General features: G+C 69.5%; 15 protein-coding genes, 1 tRNA gene and 1 pseudogene. 12 read left to right on the top strand and 5 right to left on the bottom strand.

The annotated features are described in order from the left end of the window. Positions 1–88: 88 nt before the first annotated feature. Positions 89–164 (bottom strand) — tRNA-Lys (locus tag G3M62_RS15650). A gap of 81 nt (positions 165–245) precedes the next feature. Between G3M62_RS15650 and G3M62_RS15645 the strand changes: the two genes are divergently transcribed. Together G3M62_RS15645 and G3M62_RS26565 are read left to right on the top strand one after the other, a co-directional pair. Beyond that, positions 246–584, top strand: a complete 339-nt coding sequence (locus tag G3M62_RS15645; protein ID WP_165188534.1) for an Hpt domain-containing protein — start codon at positions 246–248, stop codon at positions 582–584. Beyond that, positions 583–731, top strand: a pseudogene (locus tag G3M62_RS26565) (hypothetical protein); the annotation flags it as partial. The gene G3M62_RS15645 and the pseudogene G3M62_RS26565, both read left to right, overlap by 2 nt. Here the strand turns inward: G3M62_RS26565 and G3M62_RS15640 are convergent. The 3 genes from G3M62_RS15640 to gcvA all read right to left on the bottom strand — a co-directional run bounded on the left by G3M62_RS15640 (position 701) and on the right by gcvA (position 3,537). Next, positions 701–2,143 carry a serine hydrolase domain-containing protein gene (locus G3M62_RS15640; RefSeq protein ID WP_165188532.1) on the bottom strand — a complete coding sequence of 481 codons (1,443 nt, stop codon included), beginning with the start codon at positions 2,141–2,143 and terminating at the stop codon, positions 701–703. The pseudogene G3M62_RS26565 and the gene G3M62_RS15640 sit on opposite strands and share 31 nt — an antisense overlap. Before the next feature lie 101 nt (positions 2,144–2,244). Beyond that, positions 2,245–2,574, bottom strand: coding sequence for a chorismate mutase (locus G3M62_RS15635; protein WP_165188530.1), 330 nt, complete (start codon positions 2,572–2,574; stop codon positions 2,245–2,247). 6 nt (positions 2,575–2,580) lie between these two features. Beyond that, complete coding sequence (gcvA, locus tag G3M62_RS15630; RefSeq protein WP_165188528.1) at positions 2,581–3,537, bottom strand: transcriptional regulator GcvA; 957 nt, start codon at positions 3,535–3,537, stop codon at positions 2,581–2,583. Between the two features lie 220 nt (positions 3,538–3,757). Here gcvA and cobA point away from each other — a divergent pair, with 220 nt between their 5' ends. The 6 genes from cobA (at position 3,758) to G3M62_RS15600 (ending at position 9,729) form a co-directional block, all read left to right on the top strand. Beyond that, positions 3,758–4,618 (top strand): uroporphyrinogen-III C-methyltransferase, encoded by an 861-nt coding sequence (gene cobA / locus G3M62_RS15625; RefSeq protein ID WP_165188526.1) that lies wholly within the window; start codon positions 3,758–3,760, stop codon positions 4,616–4,618. Then, positions 4,615–4,992: a DUF2849 domain-containing protein gene (locus tag G3M62_RS15620; protein WP_165188524.1), complete on the top strand. Its 378-nt coding sequence runs from the start codon at positions 4,615–4,617 to the stop codon at positions 4,990–4,992. Before cobA ends, G3M62_RS15620 begins: the two co-directional genes overlap by 4 nt. Before the next feature lies 1 nt (position 4,993). Then, complete coding sequence (locus G3M62_RS15615; protein ID WP_165188522.1) at positions 4,994–6,652, top strand: nitrite/sulfite reductase; 1,659 nt, start codon at positions 4,994–4,996, stop codon at positions 6,650–6,652. After that, on the top strand, positions 6,636–7,172 hold the full coding sequence (locus G3M62_RS15610) for a DUF934 domain-containing protein (RefSeq protein WP_165188520.1): 537 nt from the start codon (positions 6,636–6,638) through the stop codon (positions 7,170–7,172). Before G3M62_RS15615 ends, G3M62_RS15610 begins: the two co-directional genes overlap by 17 nt. Next, positions 7,172–7,948, top strand: a complete 777-nt coding sequence (locus G3M62_RS15605; protein ID WP_425483790.1) for a phosphoadenylyl-sulfate reductase — start codon at positions 7,172–7,174, stop codon at positions 7,946–7,948. Before G3M62_RS15610 ends, G3M62_RS15605 begins: the two co-directional genes overlap by 1 nt. A 152-nt stretch (positions 7,949–8,100) precedes the next feature. Beyond that, positions 8,101–9,729: an ABC-F family ATP-binding cassette domain-containing protein gene (locus G3M62_RS15600; protein WP_165188519.1), complete on the top strand. Its 1,629-nt coding sequence runs from the start codon at positions 8,101–8,103 to the stop codon at positions 9,727–9,729. 117 nt (positions 9,730–9,846) lie between these two features. Here G3M62_RS15600 and G3M62_RS15595 read toward each other — a convergent pair whose 3' ends face one another. Then, positions 9,847–18,978: an autotransporter outer membrane beta-barrel domain-containing protein gene (locus G3M62_RS15595; protein ID WP_165183849.1), complete on the bottom strand. Its 9,132-nt coding sequence runs from the start codon at positions 18,976–18,978 to the stop codon at positions 9,847–9,849. A 349-nt stretch (positions 18,979–19,327) separates the two neighbouring features. Between G3M62_RS15595 and G3M62_RS15590 the strand changes: the two genes are divergently transcribed. The 4 genes from G3M62_RS15590 (at position 19,328) to G3M62_RS15575 (ending at position 24,343) form a co-directional block, all read left to right on the top strand. Beyond that, positions 19,328–19,771, top strand: a complete 444-nt coding sequence (locus tag G3M62_RS15590; RefSeq protein ID WP_165188517.1) for a hypothetical protein — start codon at positions 19,328–19,330, stop codon at positions 19,769–19,771. 324 nt (positions 19,772–20,095) lie between these two features. Continuing rightward, the gene (locus G3M62_RS15585; RefSeq protein WP_165188515.1) at positions 20,096–22,225 is read left to right on the top strand and encodes a type I secretion system permease/ATPase; all 2,130 of its coding nucleotides are present in this window, start codon (positions 20,096–20,098) and stop codon (positions 22,223–22,225) included. A gap of 7 nt (positions 22,226–22,232) precedes the next feature. Then, on the top strand, positions 22,233–23,630 hold the full coding sequence (locus G3M62_RS15580; RefSeq protein WP_165188513.1) for an HlyD family type I secretion periplasmic adaptor subunit: 1,398 nt from the start codon (positions 22,233–22,235) through the stop codon (positions 23,628–23,630). 5 nt (positions 23,631–23,635) lie between these two features. Beyond that, positions 23,636–24,343, top strand: a complete 708-nt coding sequence (locus G3M62_RS15575; protein WP_165188511.1) for an imm11 family protein — start codon at positions 23,636–23,638, stop codon at positions 24,341–24,343. Positions 24,344–24,727: the final 384 nt, after the last annotated feature.

The following is a 24,727-nucleotide window of genomic DNA, read 5'->3' as shown; positions in this document are numbered from 1 at the left end:
GGGGTAGAAGGCCAGGGCGCGGACAGGTCGCGGCGAGACGCCGGACGGCGTCCCCAGAGGGGAAAGTCTTTGAAGTCTTTGAAGGAAATGGTGGGCGCAGTAGGATTCGAACCTACGACCCGCTGATTAAGAGTCAGCTGCTCTACCAACTGAGCTATGCGCCCGCGCGGCCCGAAGCGGTGGTTTGCCTCGGCGGCGAGGCGCGGAACATACGCAAAGAATCTTGGAACGCAAGGGACTATTTTTTGGCCAGACGAGATATCAGCGGAGCCGTGGATTTCGCCTATCTGGAAGGGTTCGCGATGGACGATTCCGCGGTGATCGACGAGGTGCTGGCGCTGTTCCGCGAACAGGCCGCGCTATGGACGCCGATGCTCGACAAGAGCCACCCCGGCTGGATGGACGCGGTGCACACGGTCAAGGGCGCGGCGCGGGGCGTTGGGGCCTTCGCCCTGGGCGACGTCTGCGAGGCCGCCGAGGCCGGGACCAGCAGCCTGGGCGACGTGCGCAACGCCCTGGATACGGCGCTGATGGACATCGCCGCCTACGCCCACGAGCGGGCGTTGAGGTCGCTGAAGGGGTAGGCGCGGTGCGTCCTTCGAGGCTCGGCTTCGCCTCACACCTCAGGATGAGGAATTCAGAGCAACAAAGCTCCTCATCCTGAGGCGCCCGCGCGGCGGGCCTCGAAGGACCCACGGCGTCACTTCACCCGTTCGAACTGGCCCGTGTAGTCCCCCACCGTCACGGTCCCGTGGTCGGCGTCGCTGAACGCCAGCCGCAGGTCCTTGGACGTGATGAAGAAGCTGGCGGCCGAGTCGGGCAGCAGGGGATCGTCGACGCCCTTCCAGATTTCGGCCACCAGCCGGTCTCCGTCGCGGCGGATCGTGAAGTCGCCGGGGCCCTTGATCGCGAACGTGCCGACGAACTTTTCCTGATCGGCGATAGCCAGCGGGACCACCGCGCGCTCGACCAGGCGGTAGTCGGGCCACCCGTATTCGGCGGCGACGGCGCGGGCGATCTGTTCGCTCAGGCCAAAGCCCTGGTCGCCGCTGGTCAGCACCACCAGGCCATCGCCCGAGCCGGGATAGCCCAGCATCAAGGCCTTGTACCCGGCGTTCGAGCCGTTGTGGTAAAAGTACTTGGCCGTCGTGGCGCCCTGGATCGACACGCCCAGGCCGTAGCCGTCCTTGACCGGCGTCATCATCATCTTGGCCGTTTCCGGGGTCAGTACGTGGCCTGGGCGGCCCTGGGCGGCCTCCTGCAGGTCGATCACGAACCGGGCCAGGTCGCTGGCCGTGGTCCACAGGCCGGCGGCGGCCATCTCCGGATAGACGTGCGGCCCGCCCGCGATGGCGACGCCCTTTGAATCGTAAGGTTGGGCGACGGCGGCCAGCCGCGCGGCGTCCAGCGGCTGATCCTCGCTGCTGCGGGTCATCTTGATGGGGCCGAAGACCTTGTCGCGCACGATGGCCGGGAAAGTCTGGCCCGTGGCGTCGATCATCATCTGCTGGGCGATCGAATAGCCGCCGCCGGAATAGCGATAGGCGCCGCCCACCGCCTGGTCGACGACCACGGGGTCGGAGTTGGCGGGCGTGGTTCCGCTCAGCACCTGGGGCAGGGTGGGAACCGGCGTTCCGGCCGCGTAGCCCGCGAAGCCGTGCACCGTGGTCCCGGCCGTATGCGACAGCAGGGCGCGCAGCGTCACGGGCGTCGTGGCGGTGAAGGCGTTGGTCGGCAGGGTCCAGCTCTTCAGCGTCTTGTTGACGTCGGTGTCCAGCGACAGGCGGCCATCCTGCACCAGGGCCAGCGCCGCCACGGCGGCGATCGGTTTGCTGACCGAGCCGGCCTGGAACAGCGTGTCGGCCGTCACCGGCGCGCCGCCCTCTCGGGTGACGCCGAAGCCACGCGCCCAGTCGATCTTGCCGTCGTGGATCACCGCGATGCTGACGCCCGGCACGTGCAGGACCGCCATCTCGTCGAGCAGGGCGCGCTTGGTCGGCGGCTGGCCCTTGACGGAAACCGCCGGCAGCAGGCCCGAGGTCACCGCCTGGACGCGCTGTTCCACGGTTGGCGACGCCGCCCAGACCGGCGTGGAAAGCGCGCACGCCACGGCGAGAAGCGGAGTTTTCCAGAGCGTGCGCATGCGATGAATTTCCCTTGTGTGGAAGGGAGTTCGGGGCGCCGGAGCTCGGCCGTCAATTTAAGGATGTGTAATGAGGCGTCGCGTGCGGGAGGACGCGGGCGCTACCCCTTCGTACGATCCCAGCTGTCGTACTCATAGGCGATGCAGCGGTCGACCAGGGTGCGCCAGACCGGTTCGGCGATGGCTTCCGACAGGCCCGACTCGCGCGCGGCGGCCTTGACCTTGTCGACCACGTCCTCGATCCGCGCGCGGTCGAACACCTTGGAGCGGTCGGGCTTGATGCGGGCGGCGGCGTCCATGTAGCCCTGGCGCTCGGTCAGCAGGGCCACCAGGGCCCGGTCCAGGGCGTCCACGCCCTGCCGGACATCGGCCATGGACTGGCAGTCGCCGGGAACCAGCCGTTCGCCGACCTCGATAATCGTCTTAACCATTTAGCTTTAGATGCCCGCGCCGTTGTCCATGGTGAGGAGGGCCGCTTCGTGCGCGGCCGCCTCGGCCTGCAGCCACGAAACGAACGCCTTCACCTGCGGCAGACGTCCCTTGGCCTTGGGATGGACGACGTAATAGGCGAAGTCGACGGCCGTGGGAATCTCGAACGGAATGACCAGGCGGCCGGCGTCGAGATCGGCCTGGGCCAGGGTCTGCTTGGCCAGGGCGATGCCGCGTCCGTTGGCGGCGGCCTCGATCACCAGGCTGGACTGGTTGAAGCGCGGACCGCGCGCGCCGTCGACGCTGCGGATGCCCCGCGCCGCCAGCCACATGGCCCAGTCGGGGCAGCTGTCGTCGGCGTCCGGCGAGCCGTCGTGCAACAGGATGTGATGCGACAGATCTTCCGGCGATTCCAAGGGATTGGCGGCCAGAAGTTCGGGGCTCGCGACAGGAATGACCGTCTCGCTGAGCAGGCGAATGACCTCCAGGCCCGGGTAGCGGCCCGAGCCGTAGCGGATGGCCAGATCCACCTCGCCGGCGGCGAAGTCGACGACCTCCATGCCGGCCGACAGCCAGACGTCGACCTGGGGCTGGGCCTGCTCGAACTTGCCCAGGCGCGGCACCAGCCACTTGGCGGCGAACGAGGGGGCGGCGGTCAGGGTCAGGCGACGGCCGTCGACGGCGGCGGTGAGCAGCGAAGCGGCCTCGGCTAGGCGGTCGAAGGCTTCGCGCAGGGCGGGCAGGGCGGTCTGGGCGGCGTCGGTCAGCAGCAGACCCTTGGGCGTGCGCTTGAACAGGGCCGCGCCGACATAGTCCTCCAGGTTCTGGATCTGCTGGCTCACGGCGCCGGGCGTCACCGACAGTTCGTCGGCGGCGCGGCTGAAGTTCAGGTGGCGCGCGGCGGCCTCGAACGCCCGCAAGGCGTTCAAGGGCGGCAGCCTGCGCCGTTCTGACTGTCTTTCCATGAGTTTTACTGAACGCCCCGGCAGAAGACCTTGTTTGCGAATTGGCCCGTCGCCGCCCAATTTGCAAGCGTTCGCTGACGGAGATGGCCCTTTTCATCGGTGGACGCGAGCGGGGCGAACCCTAGGGTTCGCCCCGTAATGCATTGAGGCGCAACCGGTTTGGCGACATGGCCAGTCCGGAGCGTCGCCAATGGTGGTGGCTTATAGAGGACCTTAATCCATGGCTCGGCCAACGGTCCGATCCGCTTCCCGGTCTCAAGTCGGTCTCGTCGCCCTCGGCGGCGGGGCGGGCGCCCATGCGTCCCATTTGGCGTCAGGCCGCGTGACCCTGGTCGGCGCCGGTCCCGGCGATCCCGAACTGCTGACGATCAAGGCCCTGAAGGCCCTGCAGGCCGCCGACGTGGTCGTGCACGACGGCCTGGTCTCCGACGAGATTCTCGACCTGGCGCCCGTGGCGGCGCGGCGGATTAATGTCGCCAAGCGCAAGTCGCGCCATACCCTGCCGCAGGACGACATCAACCAGCTGCTGGTCGCCCTGGCGCTCGAAGGCCTGACCGTCGTGCGGCTGAAGGGCGGGGATCCCTTCCTGTTCGGCCGCGGCGGTGAAGAACTGGCCGCCTGCCGCACGGCCGGTGTCGACTGCGCCGTCGTGCCCGGCGTCACCGCCGCCCTGGCCGCTTCCGCCGGCGCCGGCGCGCCCCTGACCCATCGTGGCAGCGCCCAGGCCGTGACCTTTGTCACCGGCCATGCGGCTCATGGCGAGCCCGACCTGGACTGGACCGCCCTGGCGCGCCCGAACCAGACCGTCGTCGTCTACATGGGCGTCTCGACCGCCGGCCTGATCGCCGAACGCCTGACGGCCGCCGGTCGCGCGGGTGGGGTCCCGGCCCTGATCGTCGAGAACGCCAGCCGCGCCGACGAGCGTCGCATCCTGACCACCCTGGCCGGCTTGGCCGTCGCCGCCGAGGGCCTGAAAGGCCCCGCGCTGCTGATGGTCGGCGAGGCCATGGCCATGGCGGATGTTGGTGTTCCCGACCTGTCCGCTTCCCTTGTTCTCCAGTCCGCGAGCCTGCGTTCATGAAAGCCATCACCGCCAATCGCCTGATCGACGGGGAGGTCGTGTTCTGGAAAGCCGGCGCCTGGGTCGATGGCTTCGGCGACGCCCAGCTGTTCGACGAAACCCAGGACGCCGAGGTCGAGGCCGTGGTGGCCAAGGCCAAGGGGCAGGCCACGGTGATCGTCGATCCCTATCCGATCGACCTGGCGCCGGTGCCAGGAAGCGATGGCGGCGGCCTGGCCCCGGTCAGCTACCGCGAACGCATCCGGGCCCTGGGCCCCACCAACGAACCCACCCACGGCAAGCAGGCCGTCGGCGGCGAGGTGATCGAAGCTCTCCGCCACGCCGCCGGCGCCGCGCGCTCGACCGGCCGTGTCGACCTGATCCGCAGGAAGTAAGATGTATCTGTACGATCCCATCGACCGTGAATTCCTGACGGACCGCTCCAACGAGTTCCGCCACCAGGTGGCCCGCCGCCTGGCCGGCGAGCTGACCGAGGACCAGTTCAAGCCGCTGCGGCTGATGAACGGCCTCTATCTGCAGCTCCACGCCTACATGCTGCGGATCGCCATTCCGTACGGCTCGCTGAACGCCCGCCAGGCCCGCCGCCTGGCCTGGATCGCCCGCACCTACGACAAAGACTACGGGCATATGACCACCCGTCAGAACATCCAGTTCAACTGGATCAAGCTGAAGGACGCGCCCGACATCCTGGACGCCCTGGCCGAGGTGGACCTGCACGCCATCCAGACCAGCGGCAACTGCATCCGCAACGTCACGGCCGACCCCTATGCCGGCGCCACGGCCGAAGAGGTCGACGATCCGCGCGTGTGGTCCGAGGTCCTGCGCCAGTGGTCGACCCTGCACCCCGAGTTCAGCTTCCTGCCGCGCAAGTTCAAGATCGCCATCACCGGCGCCCTGACCGACCGCGCGGCGGTCAAGGTGCACGACATCGGCCTGATCCTGCGCAAGGGTCGCGACGGCCAGATCGGTTTCGAGGTGATCGTCGGCGGCGGCCAGGGGCGCACGCCCTATGTTGGCCCGACCATCAAGTCGTACCTGCCGTCCGAGCACTTGCTCAGCTACGTCGAGGCGATCCTGCGCGTCTATAATCGCCACGGCCGCCGCGACAACATCTACAAGGCCCGGATCAAGATCCTGGTCGCGGCCCTGGGCGCCGAGGAGTTCGCGCGCCAGGTCGAGGAAGAGTGGGGCAAGATCGACGCCGAGCGCGCCAATCTGCCGGCCAGCGAACTGGCGCGCGTCCGTAAGGCCTTCGCCCAGACCAACTTCGAAACCTTGCCGGACGTGTCGGAGGCCTTCGAGGCCGCCCGCGCCGCCAGCCCCTCGCTGCAGCGGTTCGTCCGCAACAACGTCAAGCCGCACAAGCAGCCCGGCTACGCCATCGTCGAGGTGTCGCTGAAGGCCATCGGCCAGACGCCGGGCGACGCCACGGCCGACCAGCTGGACGTCGTCGCCGATCTGGCCGAGCGCTACAGCCTGGACGACCTGCGCGTGACCCACGCCCAGAACCTGGTCCTGCCGCACGTGAAGCTGGACGACCTGGCCGCCGTGCACGCGGCGCTTGAGGCGGCCGATCTCGCCACCGCCAACATCGACCTGGCCAGCGACATCATCGCCTGCCCGGGCCTGGACTACTGCGCCCTGGCCAACGCCCGCGCCATCCCGATCGCCCAGGACATCGCCAAGAAGTTCGCCGATCCCGATCGCGCCGAGAAGGTGGGCGAGCTGAAGATCAAGATCAGCGGCTGCATCAACGCCTGCGGTCACCACCACGTGGCCCACATCGGCATCCTGGGCGTCGACAAGAAGGGCGAGGAATTCTACCAGCTGTCGCTGGGCGGGTCGGGGGCGGAAGACGCCTCGATCGGCAAGATCCTCGGCCCGGGCCTGTCGGCCGACAAGGTCGCCCCGGCCATCGACGCCCTGGTCGATCGCTATCTGGACATCCGCACCGGCGAGGAACGCTTCCTCGACACCTATCGCCGCGTCGGCCTCGAGCCTTTCAAGGAGGCGGTCTATGCCCAAGCTGATTAAGCTCGCCGGCGATCCCAGCACGAAGGAGTTCGGGGCCGAATGGGCCGAAGACGCCTTCATCCACGTGGCCGACGAAGATCCGTTGCCCGAGGGCGACGTGATCCTGTCGCTGACCCGCTTCCAGGCGGAAGGCGAGATCCTGCTGTCCAACAGCCGCCGCGTCGGCGTGCGGATCGAAGCCGACCAGGAGGTCGAGGCCCTGGCCTATGACCTGCCGCGCATCGCGGTGGTGGCCCTGGCCTTCCCGAAGTACCGCGACGGCCGCGCCTATACCTCGGCCCGCCTGCTGCGCGAGCGGCTGGGCTTCACCGGCGAGGTGAGGGCGGTCGGCGACGTGCTGCAGGAGCAGGCCGGCTTCATGGTCCGTTGCGGCTTCGACGCGTTCGAGCCCAATGACGGCGCGACGCCGGAGGCCTGGACCAAGGCCGCCCATCGCTTCCGCCATGTCTATCAGCGGGCGGCCGACAACCGCCCCGTCGCCTTTGAAGAACGTATCGCCTTCGAGGAAAGGGACGCGTAGTGGCCTACGACCAGACCGCGATCGAGGTGAAGCCGTGCGCCGCGAAGCCGCCGACAGCGGCTGACCTGGCGGCGCGTCTGGACGCCGAGCTGCGCGACGCCCATCCGCTGACCGTGCTGCGCCGGGCCTACGAAACCTTTGGCGACAAGCTGGCCCTGGTCAGCTCGTTCGGCGCGGAGTCGGTCGTTCTGCTGCACCTGGCCAGCCAGGTTTCGAAGGACATCCCCGTGCTGTTCCTCGACACCGGCATGCTGTTTGGCCAGACCCTGGACTATCGCAAGAGCCTGGCCGCCAAGCTGGGCCTGACCGACGTGCGCGACCTGCGGCCGGCCTACACCGACCTGGCGGTCCACGATCCGAAGTCCGACCTGTGGCGCACCAGCACCGACGGCTGCTGCCATATCCGCAAGGTGCTGCCGCTGGACCGCGCCCTGGGCGAATTCTCGGGCTGGACCACGGGCCGCAAGCGCTTCCATGGCGGCGATCGCCTGCGCCTGCGCGTGGTCGAGGAAAGCGAGGGGAAGATCAAGTTCAACCCCCTGGCCAACTGGGGCAAGGCCGAGCTGGAGGCCTACACCGCCGAGCACGACCTGCCGGCCCACCCGCTGGTCGCCCAGGGTTTCCCCTCGGTGGGCTGCTGGCCCTGCACCAAGCCGGTGGACGACCCCAACGCCGACGTCCGCGCCGGCCGCTGGGCGGGCGAGGACAAGACCGAGTGCGGCATCCACGTCGCCCGGGCGCCGGGCGCGGCGCCGAACGTGGGCGACGGGATTTAGGATCTGGCTCGACGAGCGGATAGGACCCTCTGACGCGCGGTTCCGCCCGGGACGTCCGTCTGGTCCCGAGGCGGGGCGCCCAATCGTCGCGCTTGGAATTGATATGGCTCTAAGGCTGGCGTTCTCCTTCGGCCCGCGTTAGCAGACCGCCCATGATCCGCCTCGACAACATCTCCAAGCAGAACGGCCACCAGATCCTGTTCATCGAAGCCTCGATGGGGATCCAGAAGGGCGAAAAGGTCGGGCTGGTCGGCCCGAACGGCGCCGGCAAGACGACTCTGTTTCGCATGATTACCGGTCGGGAGCAGCCCGACGACGGGCTGGTCGCGATCGATCCCGGCATGACGATCGGCTATTTCAGCCAGGATGTCGGCGAGATGTCGGGCCAGAGCGCGGTCGCCGCGGTGATGGACGGCGTCGGCCCCGTCAGCGCCCTGGCCGCCGAGATGGCCACGCTCGAGGCGGCCATGGTCGATCCGGACCAGGCCGACCAACTGGACGCCATCCTCGAACGCTATGGCGAGGTGCAGGCGCGCTTCCAGGAACTGGACGGCTACGCGCTGGACGCGCGGGCGCGCGAGGTGCTGGCCGGCCTGAGCTTCAGCCAGGAACGCATGGACGGCGACGTCGGCCTGCTGTCCGGCGGCTGGAAGATGCGCGTGGCCCTGGCCCGCATCCTGCTGATGCGGCCCGACGGCATGCTGCTGGACGAACCCTCCAACCACCTGGACCTGGAAAGCCTGATCTGGCTGGAGGCGTTCCTGAAGAACTACGACGGCGCCCTGCTGATGACGTCGCACGACCGCGCCTTCATGAACCGCATCATCGGCAAGGTGGTCGAGATCGACGGCGGCTCGCTGATCACCTATTCCGGCGACCTGGACTTCTACGACCAGCAGCGCGCGCTGGGCGAGGCGCAGCGCCAGGCGCAGTACGAGCGTCAGCAGGCCATGCTGGCCAAGGAAATCAAGTTCATCGAGAAGTTCAAGGCGCGCGCCTCGCACGCCGCCCAGGTCCAGAGCCGGGTCAAGAAGCTCGACAAGATCGAACGCGTCGAGGCCCCGCGCCGTCGCCAGGCCGTCCAGTTCGAGTTCCAGAGCCCGCCGCGGTCGGGCGAGGACGTGATCAGCCTGCGCAACGTCCACAAGGGCTACGGCGACAAGCCGATCTATGAGGCCCTGGACTTCCTGGTGCGCCGCAAGGAGCGCTGGTGCGTCCTGGGCGCCAACGGCGCCGGCAAGTCGACGCTGCTGAAGCTGGTGGCCGGCGACACCAAGCCCGACCAGGGCGTGGTCAACATCGGCGCCAGCGTCAGGATGGGCTATTTCGCCCAGCACTCCATGGACCTGCTGGACGGCGAAGAGACGATCTTCGAGTCGCTGGAGCGCTCGTTCCCGCAGGCGGGGCAGGGGGCGTTGCGCACCCTGGCGGGGTGCTTCGGTTTCTCTGGCGACGATGTCGAAAAGCCCTGCCGCGTGTTGTCCGGCGGTGAGAAGGCGCGCCTGGTCATGGCCAAGATGCTGTTCGATCCGCCGAACCTGCTGGTGCTGGACGAGCCGACCAACCACCTGGACATGGCGACCAAGGAGATGCTGGTCGCGGCCCTGGCGGACTTCGAGGGCACCATGCTCTTCGTCTCGCACGACCGCCATTTCCTGGCGGCCCTGAGCAACCGCGTGCTGGAGCTGACGCCCGAGGGCGTCCACCAGTACGGCGGCGGCTATACGGAATATGTCACCCGCACGGGCCAGGAAGCGCCGGGTCTGCACCCGGGCGGCTAGCGGCGAGGTCTGCCACGACGCCGTCGATCAAGACGACGGGACCGGCTGGCGAGGCGATGCGCCGCCGCCTGCCGGTCCCTCCGACACGTCCGTTGAAGGGCGCCGGGATCGTCCCCCTTAGAACGGCACCGTGAACTTCACGGCCAGCGCCTGGTTGCTGACGCGGTCGCCGAACTGACCCGACCAGTTGATCTTGGCGCTGGCCCCCTTGGCGCCGACGATCGACACGCCCAGCTCGGCGTCGCCGGTGGTCTTGTCCAGCCGGCCGGCGACATCGAACGAGCCCGCCACCGGCGGCGCGCCTTCGAAGGCGGCGGTGAACTGCGGGGCGCGCCCCGACAGCATCTGGCTGGCGCCGATCCGAGCATAGGGCCGGATGGCCGTCACGCCCTGCATGAACTCGGCCCCGACCTCCAGCTTGACGCTGGCGCGGGTCGATACGTCGTCCTGCCTGGGCGCGACCAGGTTCAGGGCCCCGGCGCCCTTTTCGGAGAAGGCGCCGGTCTGGACGCGGGCGTAGTTCAGTTCGGCGATCGGCTTGGCGTAGGCCTTGTCGGTGCCGAAGCGATAGGCGGCCCGGGCGGTGATCGCCTGGAAGTCCTGGCGCTGCTTGGCTCGCGCCATCCGCAGACCCGAGGGCAGCAGCACCGCGCGACTGGTGTCCACCGAGGCCGTGCCCACGTCGAGGGCCATGGCCGCCGTCAGTGGGCCGTCGATCGCCTTGACCACCGCGCCGACCTGGTAGCGTTCGCCGTCGCCATGGGTGCGGTTGGTGACCCCGCTGCGCAGGTCCTCGGCCGAGACGGCGGCGCCGACGCGCCAGTGCGCGTTCACCGCGTTCTCGAAGCCGCCCGACAGACCCGTCGAGCGTTCCTCGAACGCCATGTCCTGCGCCGTGGCGCCAAGTTTCAAAAGACGCCCGCCGGCCTTGGTCCAGACGCAGCTGTCGGCCTCGTCCTGGCCCGGCGTCGTCGGACAGGTCATCATCGAGTCCGTGAAGCCCGAGATGGCGAAGTTGGTCACCGCCACCTGGTCGGCATAGGTCTCGGGGCTGAAGCTGTCGTAGTAGTTGGCCAGATTGCCCTGCGAAGGCTCCCAGAACAGCTCTTCGGCCACCGGCGCAAACTTGTCGGTGCTGCCGGCCAGCTGGATGGCGTTGATGTGGTCGCCCACGGCCGTGCGGTTGACGTTGAACCCGGTCGGCGAGAAGTCGACCACATAGTGCAGGTTCAGGTCGTCGGGCGTGGTCTTCAGCTCGAACGTGGCGATCGACGAGGTCGGGGCCACGAGCTGCAGGCCTGTCGCCGTCAGCACGCCCGAGCCGTTGAGGATCGTGGCCGTGTGGTCGCCCGGCAGGATGTGGCCCGCGTCGGCGATCTGCAGGATGAACTTGCCCTTCAAGTCCAGCGAGCCGGTGACGTCCAGACGGTCGATCTCGCCGGGCTTGCCGGTCTTGCCCAGGTCCAGGTCGGCCAGGAACGTGCCGCCTGCGGTCTGCTTGAAGTCGCCCTCGACGCGGGTGGTCTGCACCAGGCCATTGCCGCCCGGCGTCACGACGCCGTCGTTGGTCAGCAGGCCGCCGTTCAGGTTCACGTAGTCCAGCGTCTGCAGGATCGAGGTCGACTTGTTGTCGAAGGCGTTCAGTCCGCCGCCCAGGTCGATGTTGCCGACCACGCCCTTGTTGCTGACGATCGTGTCGTTGCCGCTGGTGGTCTGGATCGCCAGGTTCGAGGCGGCCGACACCACGCCGTTCAGGGTGATGGTGTTGTTCTTGCCGCCGTCGACGAACACGCCCTTGCCGTAGACCGAGCCGCCGTGGACGTCGCCGTTCAGGGTGGCGATGATGTCCTTGGCCGCATAGGTCGGAGTCGACGCCGACGACGACAGGGCGCTGCTGCTCAGGCCCGACGGAATGTCGCCCGCCTGGCTCTGGAAGAAGGCCCCGATACCGTTCTTGCCGCCGGTCCAGATGTTGCCGTTCTGGACCACGGTGACGGTGCCCGCGTCGCCCGTGCCGCCCAGCGAACCGGCGAAGGACAGGCCCAGGCCGCTGCCGAACAGGCCGCCGCCGCCGCCCACCGACTGGGCGAAGATCCCGACCGAGCCCTCGCCGAGCAGGATGATGTCGCCGGTGTTGGTCACCGTGACGTCGCCGCCGTCGCCGCCGTAGCCGTCCAGCGGATTGACGCTGAGCTTGCCGTAGTCGCTGTAGTCCTCGCCGCCGAACGGGCCGAAGTCGCCCCACGAGGCGATGCCCAGCGAGGTGTCGCCGGCCACGCCGCCGCCGCCGCCCACGCTCTGGGCGAAGATCCCGTAGGCGCCGTAGCCCGAGGTCTGGATCAGGCCGCTGTTGGTGACGACCACGTCGCCGCCGTCGCCCGCCGTGCCGCCGACGCCCGAGAACACGATCTGGCCGACCGCCGTGATCGTGCCTTCGCCGCCCGTGCCGCCGCCGCCGCCCACGCTCTGGGCCATGATGCCGTGCGACAGGCGGCCGGAGGTGTAGATCGCGCCGGTGTTGTTGACCGTGACCAGCCCGCCGTCACCAGCCGTACCGCCGGTTCCGCCGATGCTGATGCCCCAGGCCGGTTCCTTGAACGAGTCGATCAGTTCCTTGGTGGCGGTCAGGTTGCCGACCACCTTCATCGTGTCCGACAGGCCCTTGCTGTAGGAATAGGTGTCGTCGCCGTCGTAGTCGGTGGCGCCGCCGGTGCCGCCGCCGCCGCCCACGCTCTGGGCGAACACGCCGCGCGACAGGGCGCCTTCGGTGACGATGGTCCCGCTGTTGGTGACCCGAACTTCGCCGCCGTCGCCGGCCACGCCGCCCTGGCCGCCGATGCTGACCTCGCCGGCCAGGCCCGAACCGCCGTCACCGCCGCCGCCGCCGACCGACTGGGCGAACACCCCGTGGGAGTCCTTGCCCTTGGTCCAGATCAGGCCGCTGTTGTCGACCTTGACCAGGAAGCCGTCGCCGCCGCCCGCGCCGCTGCCGCCGATGGCGATCTGACCGCCCTTGGCCTCGCCCTTGTTGGCCATGTCGAGGAAGGTGACGATCTCCTCGCCCTGGGTCGAGATCAGGCCGCCGCGACCGCCGCCGCCGCCGACCGACTGGGCGAACACGCCGTGCGAGTCGCCGCCCTGGGTCAGGATCTGGCCGCTGTTGAGCACGTCGACCTCGCCGCCGTCGCCGGCCGCTCCGCCCTGGCCGCCGATCGAGAGATTGACCGAGGTCGCCTTCTCGGTGCCGGCGCCCGACGCCTTCTTGGAGAAGCTGAGCGAGAAGCCACGGGCGTCGCCGCCGCTGCCGCCGCCGCCGCCCACCGACTGGGCCACGATGCCCGTCGCGTTGCCGCCGACCGTGCTCAGCGAGCCGCTGTTCTTGACGTCCACCAGCTTGCCGTCGCCGGCCGCCCCGCCCGTACCGCCCAGGGCGATGGCGTAGGTGCCGTTCTTGCCCTGGCCGAAGCTGCCCGACGCCGCCGTGGACACCCCCGCGTCGCCGCCGCCGCCGCCGATGCTCTGGGCGTAGATGGCGTTGGCCTGGGACTCGCCGGTCGTCGCCACCACGCCGGTGTTGGTCACCCTGACGACGCCGCCGTCGTTGCCGGTTCCGCCGGCGCCGCCCAGGGCGACCGAGATGTTGTTGCTGTTGGAGCCCAGGCTGACCGTGCCGGCGCCGCCGGCCATGTAGTCGGACCACTGGTTCTCGTCGATGCCGGCCATGCCGCCGTGGCCGCCGCCGCCGCCGATGCTCTCGGCGAAGATGCCGTGCGATTGCTCGCCGTGGGTGACCACCAAGCCGCTGTTGATGACGGTGACGTCGCCGCCGATCGAGCCGCTGGCGCCCGAACCGCCCATGTTCATCGACAGGTTGGTGGACTCGCCGCCCGAGACCGCCAGGGCTCCGGCCGCACCGCCGGCGCCGCCGCCGCCGCCCACGCTCTGGGCGAAGATGGCCGTGGCGTCGTCGCCCTCGGTGACCACCAGGTCGGTCGAGGTGACCTTGACGTCGCCGCCCTTGCCGCCGCCGCCGCCCGAACCGCCTAAGGCCAGCGAAACGTTTTTGGACCGGGCGCCGCCCAGGGCCGCCGAGACGGCCATGCCGCCCGTGCCGCCGCCGCCGCCCACGCTCTGGGCGAAGATGGCCGTGGCCGCGTCGCCGGTGGTGCCGACCTTGCCGTTGTTGATCACCTCGACCAGGCGGCCGATGCCCGCCGAGCCGCCCGAACCGCCCAGCGACAGGCCGATGGCGATGTTGTCGGTCGAGGACAGGCCGCCGGTCAGGGCTCCGGCGAAGCCGCCGTCGCCGCCGCCGCCGCCCACGCTCTGGGCGAACACGCCGTAGGCGCGCGCGCCTCCGGTGGTGGTGGTTCCGTCGGTGGTCACGTGAACCTCGCCGGCGTCGCCCGCCGAGCCGCCCGAGCCGCCGATGCTGGCCGAGAGGCCGACCGTGCTGGTCCCTTGGGTCAGGGCGCCGGCGATCGAGAAGCCGCCGCTGCCGCCGCCGCCGCCGATGCTCTGGGCGATCAGGGCGTGGGCGTCGTCGCCGTGGGTCACCGCCCCGACGTCGCTGGTGACCGTGACGGTCTTGGCGTCGCCGCCCGCGCCGCCGGAGCCGCCGACCGACGCGCTGACGCCGATCGGGCTGCCCGACGACAGGGCCGCCGTCACCGCCGCCGAGAAGCCGCCCGCGCCGCCGCCGCCGCCGATCGATTGCGCCTGGATCGCATAGGCGCGGTCGTTCACGGTCTCGATCAGGTCATGGCTGTGAACGGTCACGACGCCGCCGTCGCCGCCGACCCCGCCGCCGCCGCCGATGCTCAGGGACGCCGCGCCGGTGCTCTGACCGGACGCTCCGCCGGCCGCGATCGAGAAGCCGCCGCTGCCGCCGCCGCCGCCGACCGACTGGGCCAGGATGCCGACGGCGTCGTCGCCGTGGGTCAGGATCTGGCCGAAGCTGTCGACCGTGACGTCCTTGCCGTCGCCGCCGCCGGCTCCGGAGCCGCCGATGCCGACTCCGACCGCGCCGCTGGTGTCGCCGACGGCGACCGCCAGGGCGCCCGTCCAGCCGCCCGCGCCGCCGCCGCCGCCGATCGACTGGGCCTGGATGCCGTTGGCCCGGTCGCCGGTCGTTGAAATGTCCGCGTGACTGGTCACCTTGACCATGTCGCCGGCGTCGCCCGCCGCGCCGCCGGAACCGCCGACGCTGAGCGAGCCCGAGCCGGAGGTCTGGCCGATGCCGGCCGATCCGGTCAGTGAGAAGCCGCCGCTGCCGCCACCGCCGCCGATGCTCTGGGCCAAAACCGCCGTGGCGTCGTCGCCCAGGGTCAGGATCAGGTCGATGACGTCCACCTCGACGTCGCCGCCCTTGCCGCCGCCGGCGCCGGAACCGCCGACGCCGATCGCGATCGCGCCGGTGCTCTGGCCCGCGCCCACCGACAGGGCGCCGGTGAAGCCGCCGCTGCCGCCGCCGCCGCCGATGCTCTGGGCCTGAACGCCGTACGCCCGGTCGCCCCGGGTGCTGATCACGCCGTCGCTGGTCACCTTGACCAGCGCGGCGTCATTGCCCGCCCCGCCGTTGCCGCCGACGCTGACATTGACCGCGCCGGCCGTCTGGCCCGCGCCCACGCCGGCCGACAGCGAGAAGCCGCCCGTGCCGCCGCCGCCGCCGACCGACTGGGCCAGGACGCCCGCGGCGTCTTCGCCCGTGGTGGTGATGTTGCCGGTGTTGGTGACCTTGACGACCTTGCCGTCGCCGCCCAGGCCGCCCGAGCCGCCGACGCTGACGCCGACCGCGCCGGCCGTCTGGCCCGCCGCGATGGCCAGCGAGCCGCTCCAGCCGCCGTTACCGCCGCCGCCGCCGACCGATTGGGCGAACACGCCCGCCGACCGGTCGCCGATCGTATGGATCGAGCCCACGGTGTCGATGGTCACCGTGTCGGCGTCGCCGCCGCCCAGGCCGCTGCCGCCCACGCCGACCGAGCCGCCCAGCGCGCCTTCGCCGACCGCCACGCCCACGGCGATCGAGAAGCCGCCGCTGCCGCCGCCGCCGCCCACGCTCTGGCCGAAGATGCCGGCCGCGTCCGCGCCGCGAGTTTCGATGTCGCCCCGGCTGTCGACATCCACGACGCCGCCCTTGCCGCCGACGTCGCCGTCGCCGCCGATGGACACGCCGACCGCGCCGCCGGCCTGGCCGGCCGCCCCGGCCACCGCGCCGCTCCAGCCGCCGCTGCCGCCGCCGCCGCCCACCGCCTGGGCATAGATCCCGGCCGAGCGGTCGCCTTCGGTGAGGATATCGGTGACGCTGGTCACCGTGACCGTCTTGGCGTCACCGCCGCCGGCCCCCGAGCCGCCGACGCCGACCGAGGCCGACCCCGCCGCCGTGCCGGCCGAAAGGGCGCCCGCCAGGGCGAAGCCGCCCGTGCCGCCGCCGCCGCCGATGCTCTGGGCGTAGATGCCCGAAGCGTCGACGCCGCGCGTGTGGATCTGGCCGGCCGTATCGACCGTGACCGCGCCGCCGGCGCCGGCGTTGCCGCCGCTGCCGCCCACGGCCACGCCGATCGCCGCGCTGGCGCCGCCCGAGGCCGCCGCGGCGATCGCGCCGCTCCAGCCGCCGTTGCCGCCGCCGCCGCCTACGCTCTGGGCGAACATGCCGACCGCCCGGTCGCCGGTGGTGTCGATGTTCACGCCGCTAACGTGATCGACCAGGACGTCGCCGCCGGCGCTGGCCGCGCCGCCCTTGCCGCCGACCGAGATCGCGCCGGACACAGCCCCGACGTCGCCCAGCGCCAGGGCCGCCGACACCGTGTAGCCGCCGTCGCCGCCGCCGCCGCCCACGCTCTGGGCGAACACGCCGCGCGAGTCGTCGCCCTTGGTGACCAGGGTTCCGTCGGCCGTGACGTGGACATAGCCGCCGCCGCCGCCGCCGCCGCCCGAACCGCCGACGCCGATGCTGACCGCGCCGTAGACGCCGACCGCGCCGCCGGCCCCGAAGCCGCCGTTGCCGCCGCCGCCGCCCACGCTCTGGGCGTAGATGGCCGAGGCTCGGTCGCCGGCGGTCTGGATCGTGCCGTCGTTGATCACCCGGACGTCGCCGCCCTTGCTGCCCGTGCCGGCGTCGCCGCCGACCGACAGGCTGACGAACAGGCCCGCGCTGGTGGAGTCGCCGCCGTTGCCGCCGCCGCCGCCGACCGACTGGGCGAAGACGCCGCCCGAACCGTCCAGGTCGGTGAAGATGCCGCCGTGATTGGTGACGGTGACGGCCTCGCCGATGCCGCCGCCCGTGCCTTGGCCGCCGATCGCGAACTGACCGCCCGCGCCGCCGCCGTTGCCGCCGCCGCCGCCCACGCTCTGGGCGAACACGGCGTAGGCGTCGTAGCCATGGGTCGTCAGATTGCCGTCGTTGGTGACCGTGACGATTCCCGCGTCGCCGCCGGCGCCGCCCTTGCCGCCGATCGCGGCCAGGCCGCCGGCCCCCGCGCCGTTGCCGCCGCCGCCGCCCACGCTCTGGGCGAACACGGCCTGGGCCCGGTCGCCGTCGGTTTCCACCGTGCCGGTGTTGGAGACCGTCACGGCCCCGCCCGTGCCCGAGGCGCCGCCGTCGCCGCCGACGCCGACCAGGCCCGCGCCGCCCGCGCCGTTGCCGCCGCCGCCGCCGATGCTCTGGGCGAAGATGCCCGTGGCCTCGACTTGATGGGTGAAGATCTGGCCGTCGTTCGTCGCGGTCACCGCGCCGCCGTTGCCGGACGAGCCGCCCGCGCCGCCGACGCCGACCAGGCCGCCGGCCCCGCCGCCCACGCCGCCGCTGCCGCCCACGCTCTGGGCGAACAGGCCGATGGCGCGAACGCCGCCGGTCTCGATCAGGCCGCCGTTGGTCGCGTCGACCTGGCCGCCGTTCCCGCCGCCCGAGCCGCCGCCGCCCAGAGCCGCGATGCCGCCCGCGCCGCCGGCCGCGCCGCCGCCGCCGCCCACGCTCTGCGCCAGCACGCCATAGGCGTCGCTGCCGACCGTGCTGATGTGACCGTAGGTGTACACGGTGACCTGGCCACCTTCGCCCGCCGCCTCGGATCCCCCGGCGAACGCGCCGATGCCGCCGGCCCCGCCGCCGGCGCCCGCCTGGCCGCCGACGCTCTGGGCCAGGATGCCCGACGAGCGGTCGCCGCCGGTGGTCAGGTCGTTGTCGCTATAGACATAGACCTCGCCGCCCGGGCCGCTGTGATTGCCGGAACCGCCGACCCCGACCGCGCCGTCGCCATCGCCGCCGGAGCCGCCCGCGCCGCCCGCGCTCTTGACGTACAAAGCGTTCGAATCCGTCCCGTGGGTCGTAACCGTCGCGTGATTGGTCAGCTCCGCATGGCCGCCCGTGCCGCCCCCCGCGCCGTCGCCGCCGATACCGACCAACCCGTCGCCGTCGCCGCCGGAGCCGCCCGCGCCGGCGTTCGTCAGAACCTGGACGCCGGCCGCGTTGTTACCCGTGGTCGAGACGTCGCCGCTGACCGACAGGGTCACCGAGCCGCCGTCGCCCCCGGTTCCGCCGTCGCCGCCCTCGCCATAGGTGCCGACGACGATCGGAATGCCATGGCCGCCACGACCGCCATTGCCGCCGTTGGCCGTCACGGACACCGCGGCCGCGCCATTGGCGTCGTAGGTCCCGCTGATGGTCTCGTTGGCCGTGCCGCCGGGATCGCCGGGATCGCCGTCGCCGCCCACGACGCTTGCGCCGCCGCCGCTGCCGTTGCTGCCGTTATGATTGGAGATGTAGTCGCCGGCCGCCGCCGGCAGGGCGCCCAGCACGCTGGCGCCGACCGCGCCGACGGCCAGCACGCGGCCCAGCCCCTTCAGCAGCTTGCGCGCGGCGGTTTCCAGCCGAACCGCCTGGGCCCGGCTCTTGGCGTCGACGACGGGCGCGAAGGGGACGATGTCCGCCTCGACCACCGGCGGCGTCCAGGCCGCGAGCACGGCGAGGGCCGCCAGGGAGTCGTGCAGGCGCAGCAACAGCTTGGGCGGCAAGGCGCCAGGAGCGCCGAACGATGAGGCCAGAAGGTGGGCGACCGCGTCCTGGGTGAGCAGCAGCTCCGGCGCCGAGGGACCAAAGCGCTCGCTCAGGGCGGCGGCGACGCGCGGATCACGGGCTTCGCGCCCCCAGCGCGCGGCCAGTTGCTCCAAGCCTTCGGCGAACCGCGCCAGGCGATCCACGCGCGAAGACTCCGCAACGACGGCTTTCGCCGCGCCGACCGATTGCTTGCTCATGCCCATTCCCCCGATGGCGCGATCAACGTCAGGACGATTGAGCGCGCGCTATAGCTTAACGAATTTTAACGAAGTTCGGAGGCTTTTCGCGCGTTTGGCGAACATCGTTCGCTTCAAAACGAGACAGATCCCGACCTTCGCGGTCAGCTCTGCAATTTCCGGGAGAGCGTAGACGCCGGAGGTTTGGAACGTGGCGGGGCCGGGCGCCGGAACGTGGGGCGGGGGCGTGTCGGCGCGGTGTGCGCGGCCGAAGCTCGACAAGGCGACGTGGCTGAGCGACCCTTTCCGTTCGAACCATAGGTTCACGCCGAAAGGGCTTGGCCACACCGTCCTCATTCCCGGAGTCCTGATGAAAATCCTCGGTGCACGAAGAAGCCGGCTGCTCCTGGCGCTGGCCGGCCTGGCGCTCTGCGCGGCGCGCGCGCCGGACACGGTGGTCTATCGGCCCGGCTTGACGGCCGAGCAGCTGGATCTCGACGCCAAGTTGTGCCTGGCCGAAGCCAAGGCGGCGGAGAAGCGGCGCGACGCACCGGTCGGTTATCTGGCTTCGAGGCCTCAAGGCGACGCCGAGGCGGCGGCCGCCGTGGCCGCGGCCGGCGTCATGAAGGGCATGAATGACATGCAACGGTTCTTTCACGCTCACGACGCGTGTCTGACCCGGCTTGGCTACAGCCAGATTCCGCTGCCCGAAGACCAGAAAGCCGCGTTCGCGAAGCTGCGTGACCAGCACGCGCGAAGCGTGTTCATCGTTCAGGTCGGTCAGGCCTGGGAGGCTGGGCGGGGCGGTCGCTAGCCGGCGGATTTATCCACAGGAAATGTCTCATTCCGCTCGCGGAGAGCGCGGTTTTGTTTCGTGTCTGTAGCACGTTGAAACTTAAGCGCGTTTTTTGGCGACGCCTCGCGGCGTCTTCGATCGCCAAGAGGGTGTCATTGATAAACATCTGAAAGATCAGACAATATTCGAAATGTCGGTCATGCGACAGAGAGCCAGCCGTCGGTTCAAGGGTGATTGCCTCGTTCGTTAAGCCGTGCCCTTTGGCAACCTAGGGTGTTGGGGCGTTCGTATATGCTTGACGGGGAGCGGCAGCGTGAGGGGGCGGGCGAACCAGCCGCGCCCATGGATACGGCCCTGGCTTGTTTCGTGGCCCTGCTCAGCTTCCTGGACCGTCCCGCCGATCCCGAACAGCTGGCGCACGATCTTGGCGCCAAGGCGAGGGCGCTTACCGCCGACGACCTGCTGCTGCTAGCCAAGCGGCTGGACGTCAAGGCGCGTCGCCAGCCGGTGCGCGCTTCGCTGGCCAAATATCCTTTGCCGGCGATTGCGCGAATGAAGGATGGCCGTTTCCTGCTGCTGCTGCAGGCCGGCCCCGAAACGGCGCTGATCATGCGACCGGAGGAGGGAACTCCCCAGGTGGTGGCGCTGAGCGACTTCATCGGCGGCTTTGCCGGCGAGCTTGTCTTGATGACCACCCGCGAGCGCCTTGCGGGCTCGACGCGCGCCTTCGACGTGACCTGGTTCATTCCAGCTCTGGTCAAGTACCGCCATATGCTGCGCGATGTCCTGGTCGCCTCGCTGTTCATCCAGCTGCTGGCGCTGGTCACGCCGCTGTTCTTCCAGGTCGTGGTCGACAAGGTCCTGGTCCACAAAGGGCTGACGACGTTGGAGGTGCTGGCCTTCGGGCTCCTGGTCGCCTCGATCTTCGACGTGGTGATGGGCGGCCTTCGAACCTACCTGTTCAGCCACACCACCAGCCGGGTCGATGCGGAACTGGGCTCGAAGCTCTTCTCGCACCTGACGCGTCTGCCAATGTCCTACTTCCAGGCCCGACGCGTGGGGGACTCCGTGGCCCGGGTGCGGGAGCTCGACTCGATCCGCGAGTTCCTCACCTCCTCGGCCCTGACCGTGGTTCTGGACCTGCTGTTCGGGATCATTTTTCTGGCGGTGATGTGGATCTACAGTCCGCTGCTGCTCCTGGTGGTGCTGGTCACTTTGCCACTCTATGCGGCGGTGGTGATGCTGGTCGGGCCGATCCTGCGCCGACGCTTGGACGAGAAGTTCGCCCGCGGCGCGGAAAATCAGGCGTTTCTCGTCGAAGCCGTCACGGGGGTCGAGACCCTCAAGGCCCTTGCCGTCGAGCCGCAGATGCAGGCGCGCTGGGACCAGCAACTGGCCGGCTATATCCAGTCCAGCTTCCAGGCCGCGATGACCGCCAACTGGGGCTCGCAGGCGATCCAGTTGATCAACAAGATCGGGTCGGTGGCGTTGCTGTTCTTCGGCGCCAAACTGGTCATCGACGGCAAGTTGACCGTGGGCGAGCTGGTGGCGTTCAACATGCTTGCCGGGCAGGTGGCCGGGCCGGTGCTGCGCCTGGCCCAGCTGGCTCAGGATTTCCAGCAGGCTCAGCTCTCCGTTCAACGCCTGGGGGACATCCTCAACACGCCGACCGAGCCGGCCTCCTCGCCCTCGCGCGCCAGCCTGCCCTCGATCGAGGGGAGGGTGGAAGTCGATCGGGTGACTTTCCGCTACCGACCCGACGGACCTGAAATCCTACGAGACCTCAGCCTGACCATCGCGCCCGGCGAGGTGGTGGGCGTGGTGGGGCCGTCCGGTTCGGGGAAGTCGACGCTTACCAAGCTGATCCAGCGACTCCACCAGCCCGAACGCGGGCGCGTGCTGGTCGATGGCGTCGATCTGGCGGTCGTCGATCCCACCTGGCTGCGACGCCAGGTTGGCGTGGTCCTGCAGGAGAACATCCTGTTCAACCGCACGGTCCGTGAAAACATCGCCCTGGCCGACCCGGCCATGTCGATGGAGCGGGTGGTGGAAGCCGCGGAAATGGCGGGAGCCCATGAGTTCATCCTGGAACTGCCCGAGGCCTACGACACCCGCATCGAAGAACGCGGCGCCAATCTTTCGGGCGGACAACGCCAGAGGATCGCCATCGCCCGCGCCCTGGCGCTGAATCCCAAGATCCTGATCCTGGACGAGGCGACCTCCGCGCTCGACGCCGAAAGCGAAGGCATCGTGCAGCGTAATCTCAAGCGCATGGGCGCGGGGCGCACCGTGATCATCATCGCCCACCGGCTTTCGGCCGTGCGCCAAGCCGATCGCATCATCACCGTCGAGCGTGGCGCGATCACCGAGATGGGCAAACACGAGGAGCTGCTGGCGCGAGGCGGCCGATACGCCCAACTCTACCGCCAACAGATGAACCTGGGCGCGCCCGTCGCCCAGCCGGTGTCGTGAGATGGTGATGCTCGACACCCTCAAGCGCCACGCGGACATCGTCGCCGAGACCCTTAAGCTCGAGCGCGAGACGCCGGTCGAGCGCGAGCAGCGCCAAGCCACGGAATTCCTGCCGCCGGCCCTCGAGATCCTCGAAACGCCCGCCAGTCCCCTGGGCCGGGCCATCCTGTGGGCGGTGATCATCTTCCTGTCCATCGCCCTGGCCTGGGCCGTGATCGGCCAAGTCGACATGGTCGCCTCGGCCGAAGGCAAGTTGATCCCCAAGGGGCGTATCAAGCTGGTTCAAGCCGCGGACTACGGCGTCGTGCGCGCCGTCCACGTCGTCGAGGGCCAGGCCGTGCGCAGGGGCCAGCCCCTGGTCGAGCTCAGCCCGACCGTGACCAGCGCCGAGGTCGAACAGGCCCGCCAGGCCTTGCGAAGCGCCGAGATCGACGTGGCGCGCGCCAGCGCCCTGGTCGGGCACGCGCTCGACCACAAGGCCGTTTTCGTCGCGCCTCAAGGCGCCGATCCCAGGACGGCGCGACTGCAGCAGGCCCTGGTGTCGGCGCGCGTGCGCGAGCACGAGGCGGCCAAGGCCGCCCTGCGGGACGAGGCCCGGCAGCATAGTGGCGACGACGGCATGGTCGCCGCCGAAATCGCCAAGCTGCAGGCTCAGATCCCTCTGGCCGAAGAGCAGTTGCGCGGCATGGACGCCCTGGCCGCCAAGGGTTACGCCTCGCGTATGAAGGTCTCTGAATTGCGCCGCGAAGTCATCGGCATGCGTCAGGACCTGGTCATTCGCCATCGCGAGCAATCCAAGGCCGGGGCGGCCCAGAGCGGCGTGGCCCAGCAGATCGCCAAGCTCGAGGGCGAGTTCGCGCGCGAGGCGCTGGACGCCCTGACCGAGGCTGAGGCGACGCGGCGCCTGCGCGCCGAGGAGCTGAAAAAGGCGCTCGAAAAGTCGTCCCAGACGGTGCTGCGAGCCTCCGATGACGGTGTCGTCCAGCAACTGCAGGTCAACACCATCGGCGGCGTGGTCAAACCGGCCGATCCCCTGATGGTGGTGGTGCCGCGGGGCGAGGAACTGGTCGTCGAGGCGATGGTGCTCAATCGCGACGCCGGCTTCGTGCGGGCCGGCCAGAAGGTCGAGGTCAAGTTCGAGGCCTATCCCTTCACTCGCTACGGCGTGGTCGAGGGACGGCTGGAACAGATCGGCTCGGACGCCGTCGAGAACGAGAAGCTGGGCCCGGTCTATCCGGCGCGCGTGAGGCTGAGCCAGACCTGGATCGCCGTCGACGGACGCAAGGTGCTGCTTGAGCCGGGCCTGGCGGCGACCGCCGAAATCAAGACCGGACAAAGACGAATTATCGAATACCTGCTGTCGCCCCTGGTGCGGCGGGTCTCCGAAGCTGGACGCGAAAGGTAGGGACGATGGCTGCTTACTTCGAAAAAGGTCCTGCGGAACTGTTGAAGTTGAGGGGCGGCGGCGGCGGCATGTCCTGCCTGCCGTTCTCGCAGGACAGCCGACTGAAGCTGGCTGCTACAAAAATGCGCCATCAAGTCAACGGGCCGCTTCCGTTCGAGATCGAGCAGCCCCTCCTCATCGTCTCGTCCTGGGATCGGCCGAAGTATGAGGATCTGATCGAGGCCAACGATACTTGGTTCGTCTCCGATCGATTTAAGACTCTCATCGAGTCGACGGCAGCGGGCGAGGTCGAGTTCTTTCCCGCGTTCATCGAGAACCTCGACCGAGAAAAGTCGAAGGATCGCCCACGCGTTTCCATCAACGACATGACGCCCGGCCACGCCGGTGGCGGTTCGAGGATCGAGGGCTACTGGTGGATGAACCTCTGGGCCCTGGAGGACGTGCTCGACCGGCAGGCCAGTGTCGGTCAGTGGCACGACGGGGGACGGGAGCTTGTTCGCAATATCCTCGACGGAGCGGCCGGAGAGGATTCCCTCGGGCGACTGCCTGGCTCAGGCCGAAAGATCATTCTGAAAGCAAAACCGAGCAAGCCGATTTTCCAGATTAAAGGTTTGCAGAATTTCTTGTTTGTCTCAGAAGATTTTGCATCCCTACTCGAAAGCAACGGCTTGGATCTAAGGGTTACGATATTCAATCAAGCGACGGGGGAATAGAATATGTCGTACACTCCCGAAGCGCTTCAGGCGCAAATCGCGAAGCTGAATAATGCCGGTAATGGATCTTTCGGCAACACGATCTACGATGGTGCGCAGAGGCACCATGTTGTCCCTCTGGAAATATTCAGGGAAGACGATATTGTTGGGCGTTATCTGAAGGTCTTGCAGTCGAATGGGGGGTTTTCGATTAACACGGCGGCGTCCAACGCCATCGTGCTGCCGAATTCACCCGAATTGGCTAATATCGTTGGCGCCAGCGTTCATTCGGGAAGCCATATCGATTACACCGCCAGCGTCAAGGCAGCGGTCGAGGCGACCATCAGCGATGACCTCAAGCAACTGCTGCAGTCGGATCAAGCCTACCAAGACTTAATCATGAAG

It is taken from the genome of Caulobacter soli, assembly GCF_011045195.1.
GTDB classification, from domain to species: Bacteria; Pseudomonadota; Alphaproteobacteria; order Caulobacterales; family Caulobacteraceae; genus Caulobacter; species Caulobacter soli.
This window is presented reverse-complemented; position numbering and strand designations above follow the sequence as displayed.

Bases quoted from the DNA above. Each gene is read 5' to 3' on its own strand.
- gcvA (WP_165188528.1), bottom strand. From the start codon at position 3,537: ATGGAAAGACAGTCAGAACGGCGCAGGCTGCCGCCCTTGAACGCCTTG.
- G3M62_RS15580 (WP_165188513.1), top strand. From the start codon at position 22,233: ATGCTCGACACCCTCAAGCGCCACGCGGACATCGTCGCCGAGACCCTT.
- G3M62_RS15595 (WP_165183849.1), bottom strand. From the start codon at position 18,978: ATGAGCAAGCAATCGGTCGGCGCGGCGAAAGCCGTCGTTGCGGAGTCT.
- G3M62_RS15620 (WP_165188524.1), top strand. From the start codon at position 4,615: ATGAAAGCCATCACCGCCAATCGCCTGATCGACGGGGAGGTCGTGTTC.
- G3M62_RS15590 (WP_165188517.1), top strand. From the start codon at position 19,328: ATGAAAATCCTCGGTGCACGAAGAAGCCGGCTGCTCCTGGCGCTGGCC.
- G3M62_RS15600 (WP_165188519.1), top strand. From the start codon at position 8,101: ATGATCCGCCTCGACAACATCTCCAAGCAGAACGGCCACCAGATCCTG.
- cobA (WP_165188526.1), top strand. From the start codon at position 3,758: ATGGCTCGGCCAACGGTCCGATCCGCTTCCCGGTCTCAAGTCGGTCTC.
- G3M62_RS15615 (WP_165188522.1), top strand. From the start codon at position 4,994: ATGTATCTGTACGATCCCATCGACCGTGAATTCCTGACGGACCGCTCC.
- G3M62_RS15635 (WP_165188530.1), bottom strand. From the start codon at position 2,574: ATGGTTAAGACGATTATCGAGGTCGGCGAACGGCTGGTTCCCGGCGAC.
- G3M62_RS15610 (WP_165188520.1), top strand. From the start codon at position 6,636: ATGCCCAAGCTGATTAAGCTCGCCGGCGATCCCAGCACGAAGGAGTTC.
- G3M62_RS15640 (WP_165188532.1), bottom strand. From the start codon at position 2,143: ATGCGCACGCTCTGGAAAACTCCGCTTCTCGCCGTGGCGTGCGCGCTT.
- G3M62_RS15585 (WP_165188515.1), top strand. From the start codon at position 20,096: ATGGATACGGCCCTGGCTTGTTTCGTGGCCCTGCTCAGCTTCCTGGAC.
- G3M62_RS15575 (WP_165188511.1), top strand. From the start codon at position 23,636: ATGGCTGCTTACTTCGAAAAAGGTCCTGCGGAACTGTTGAAGTTGAGG.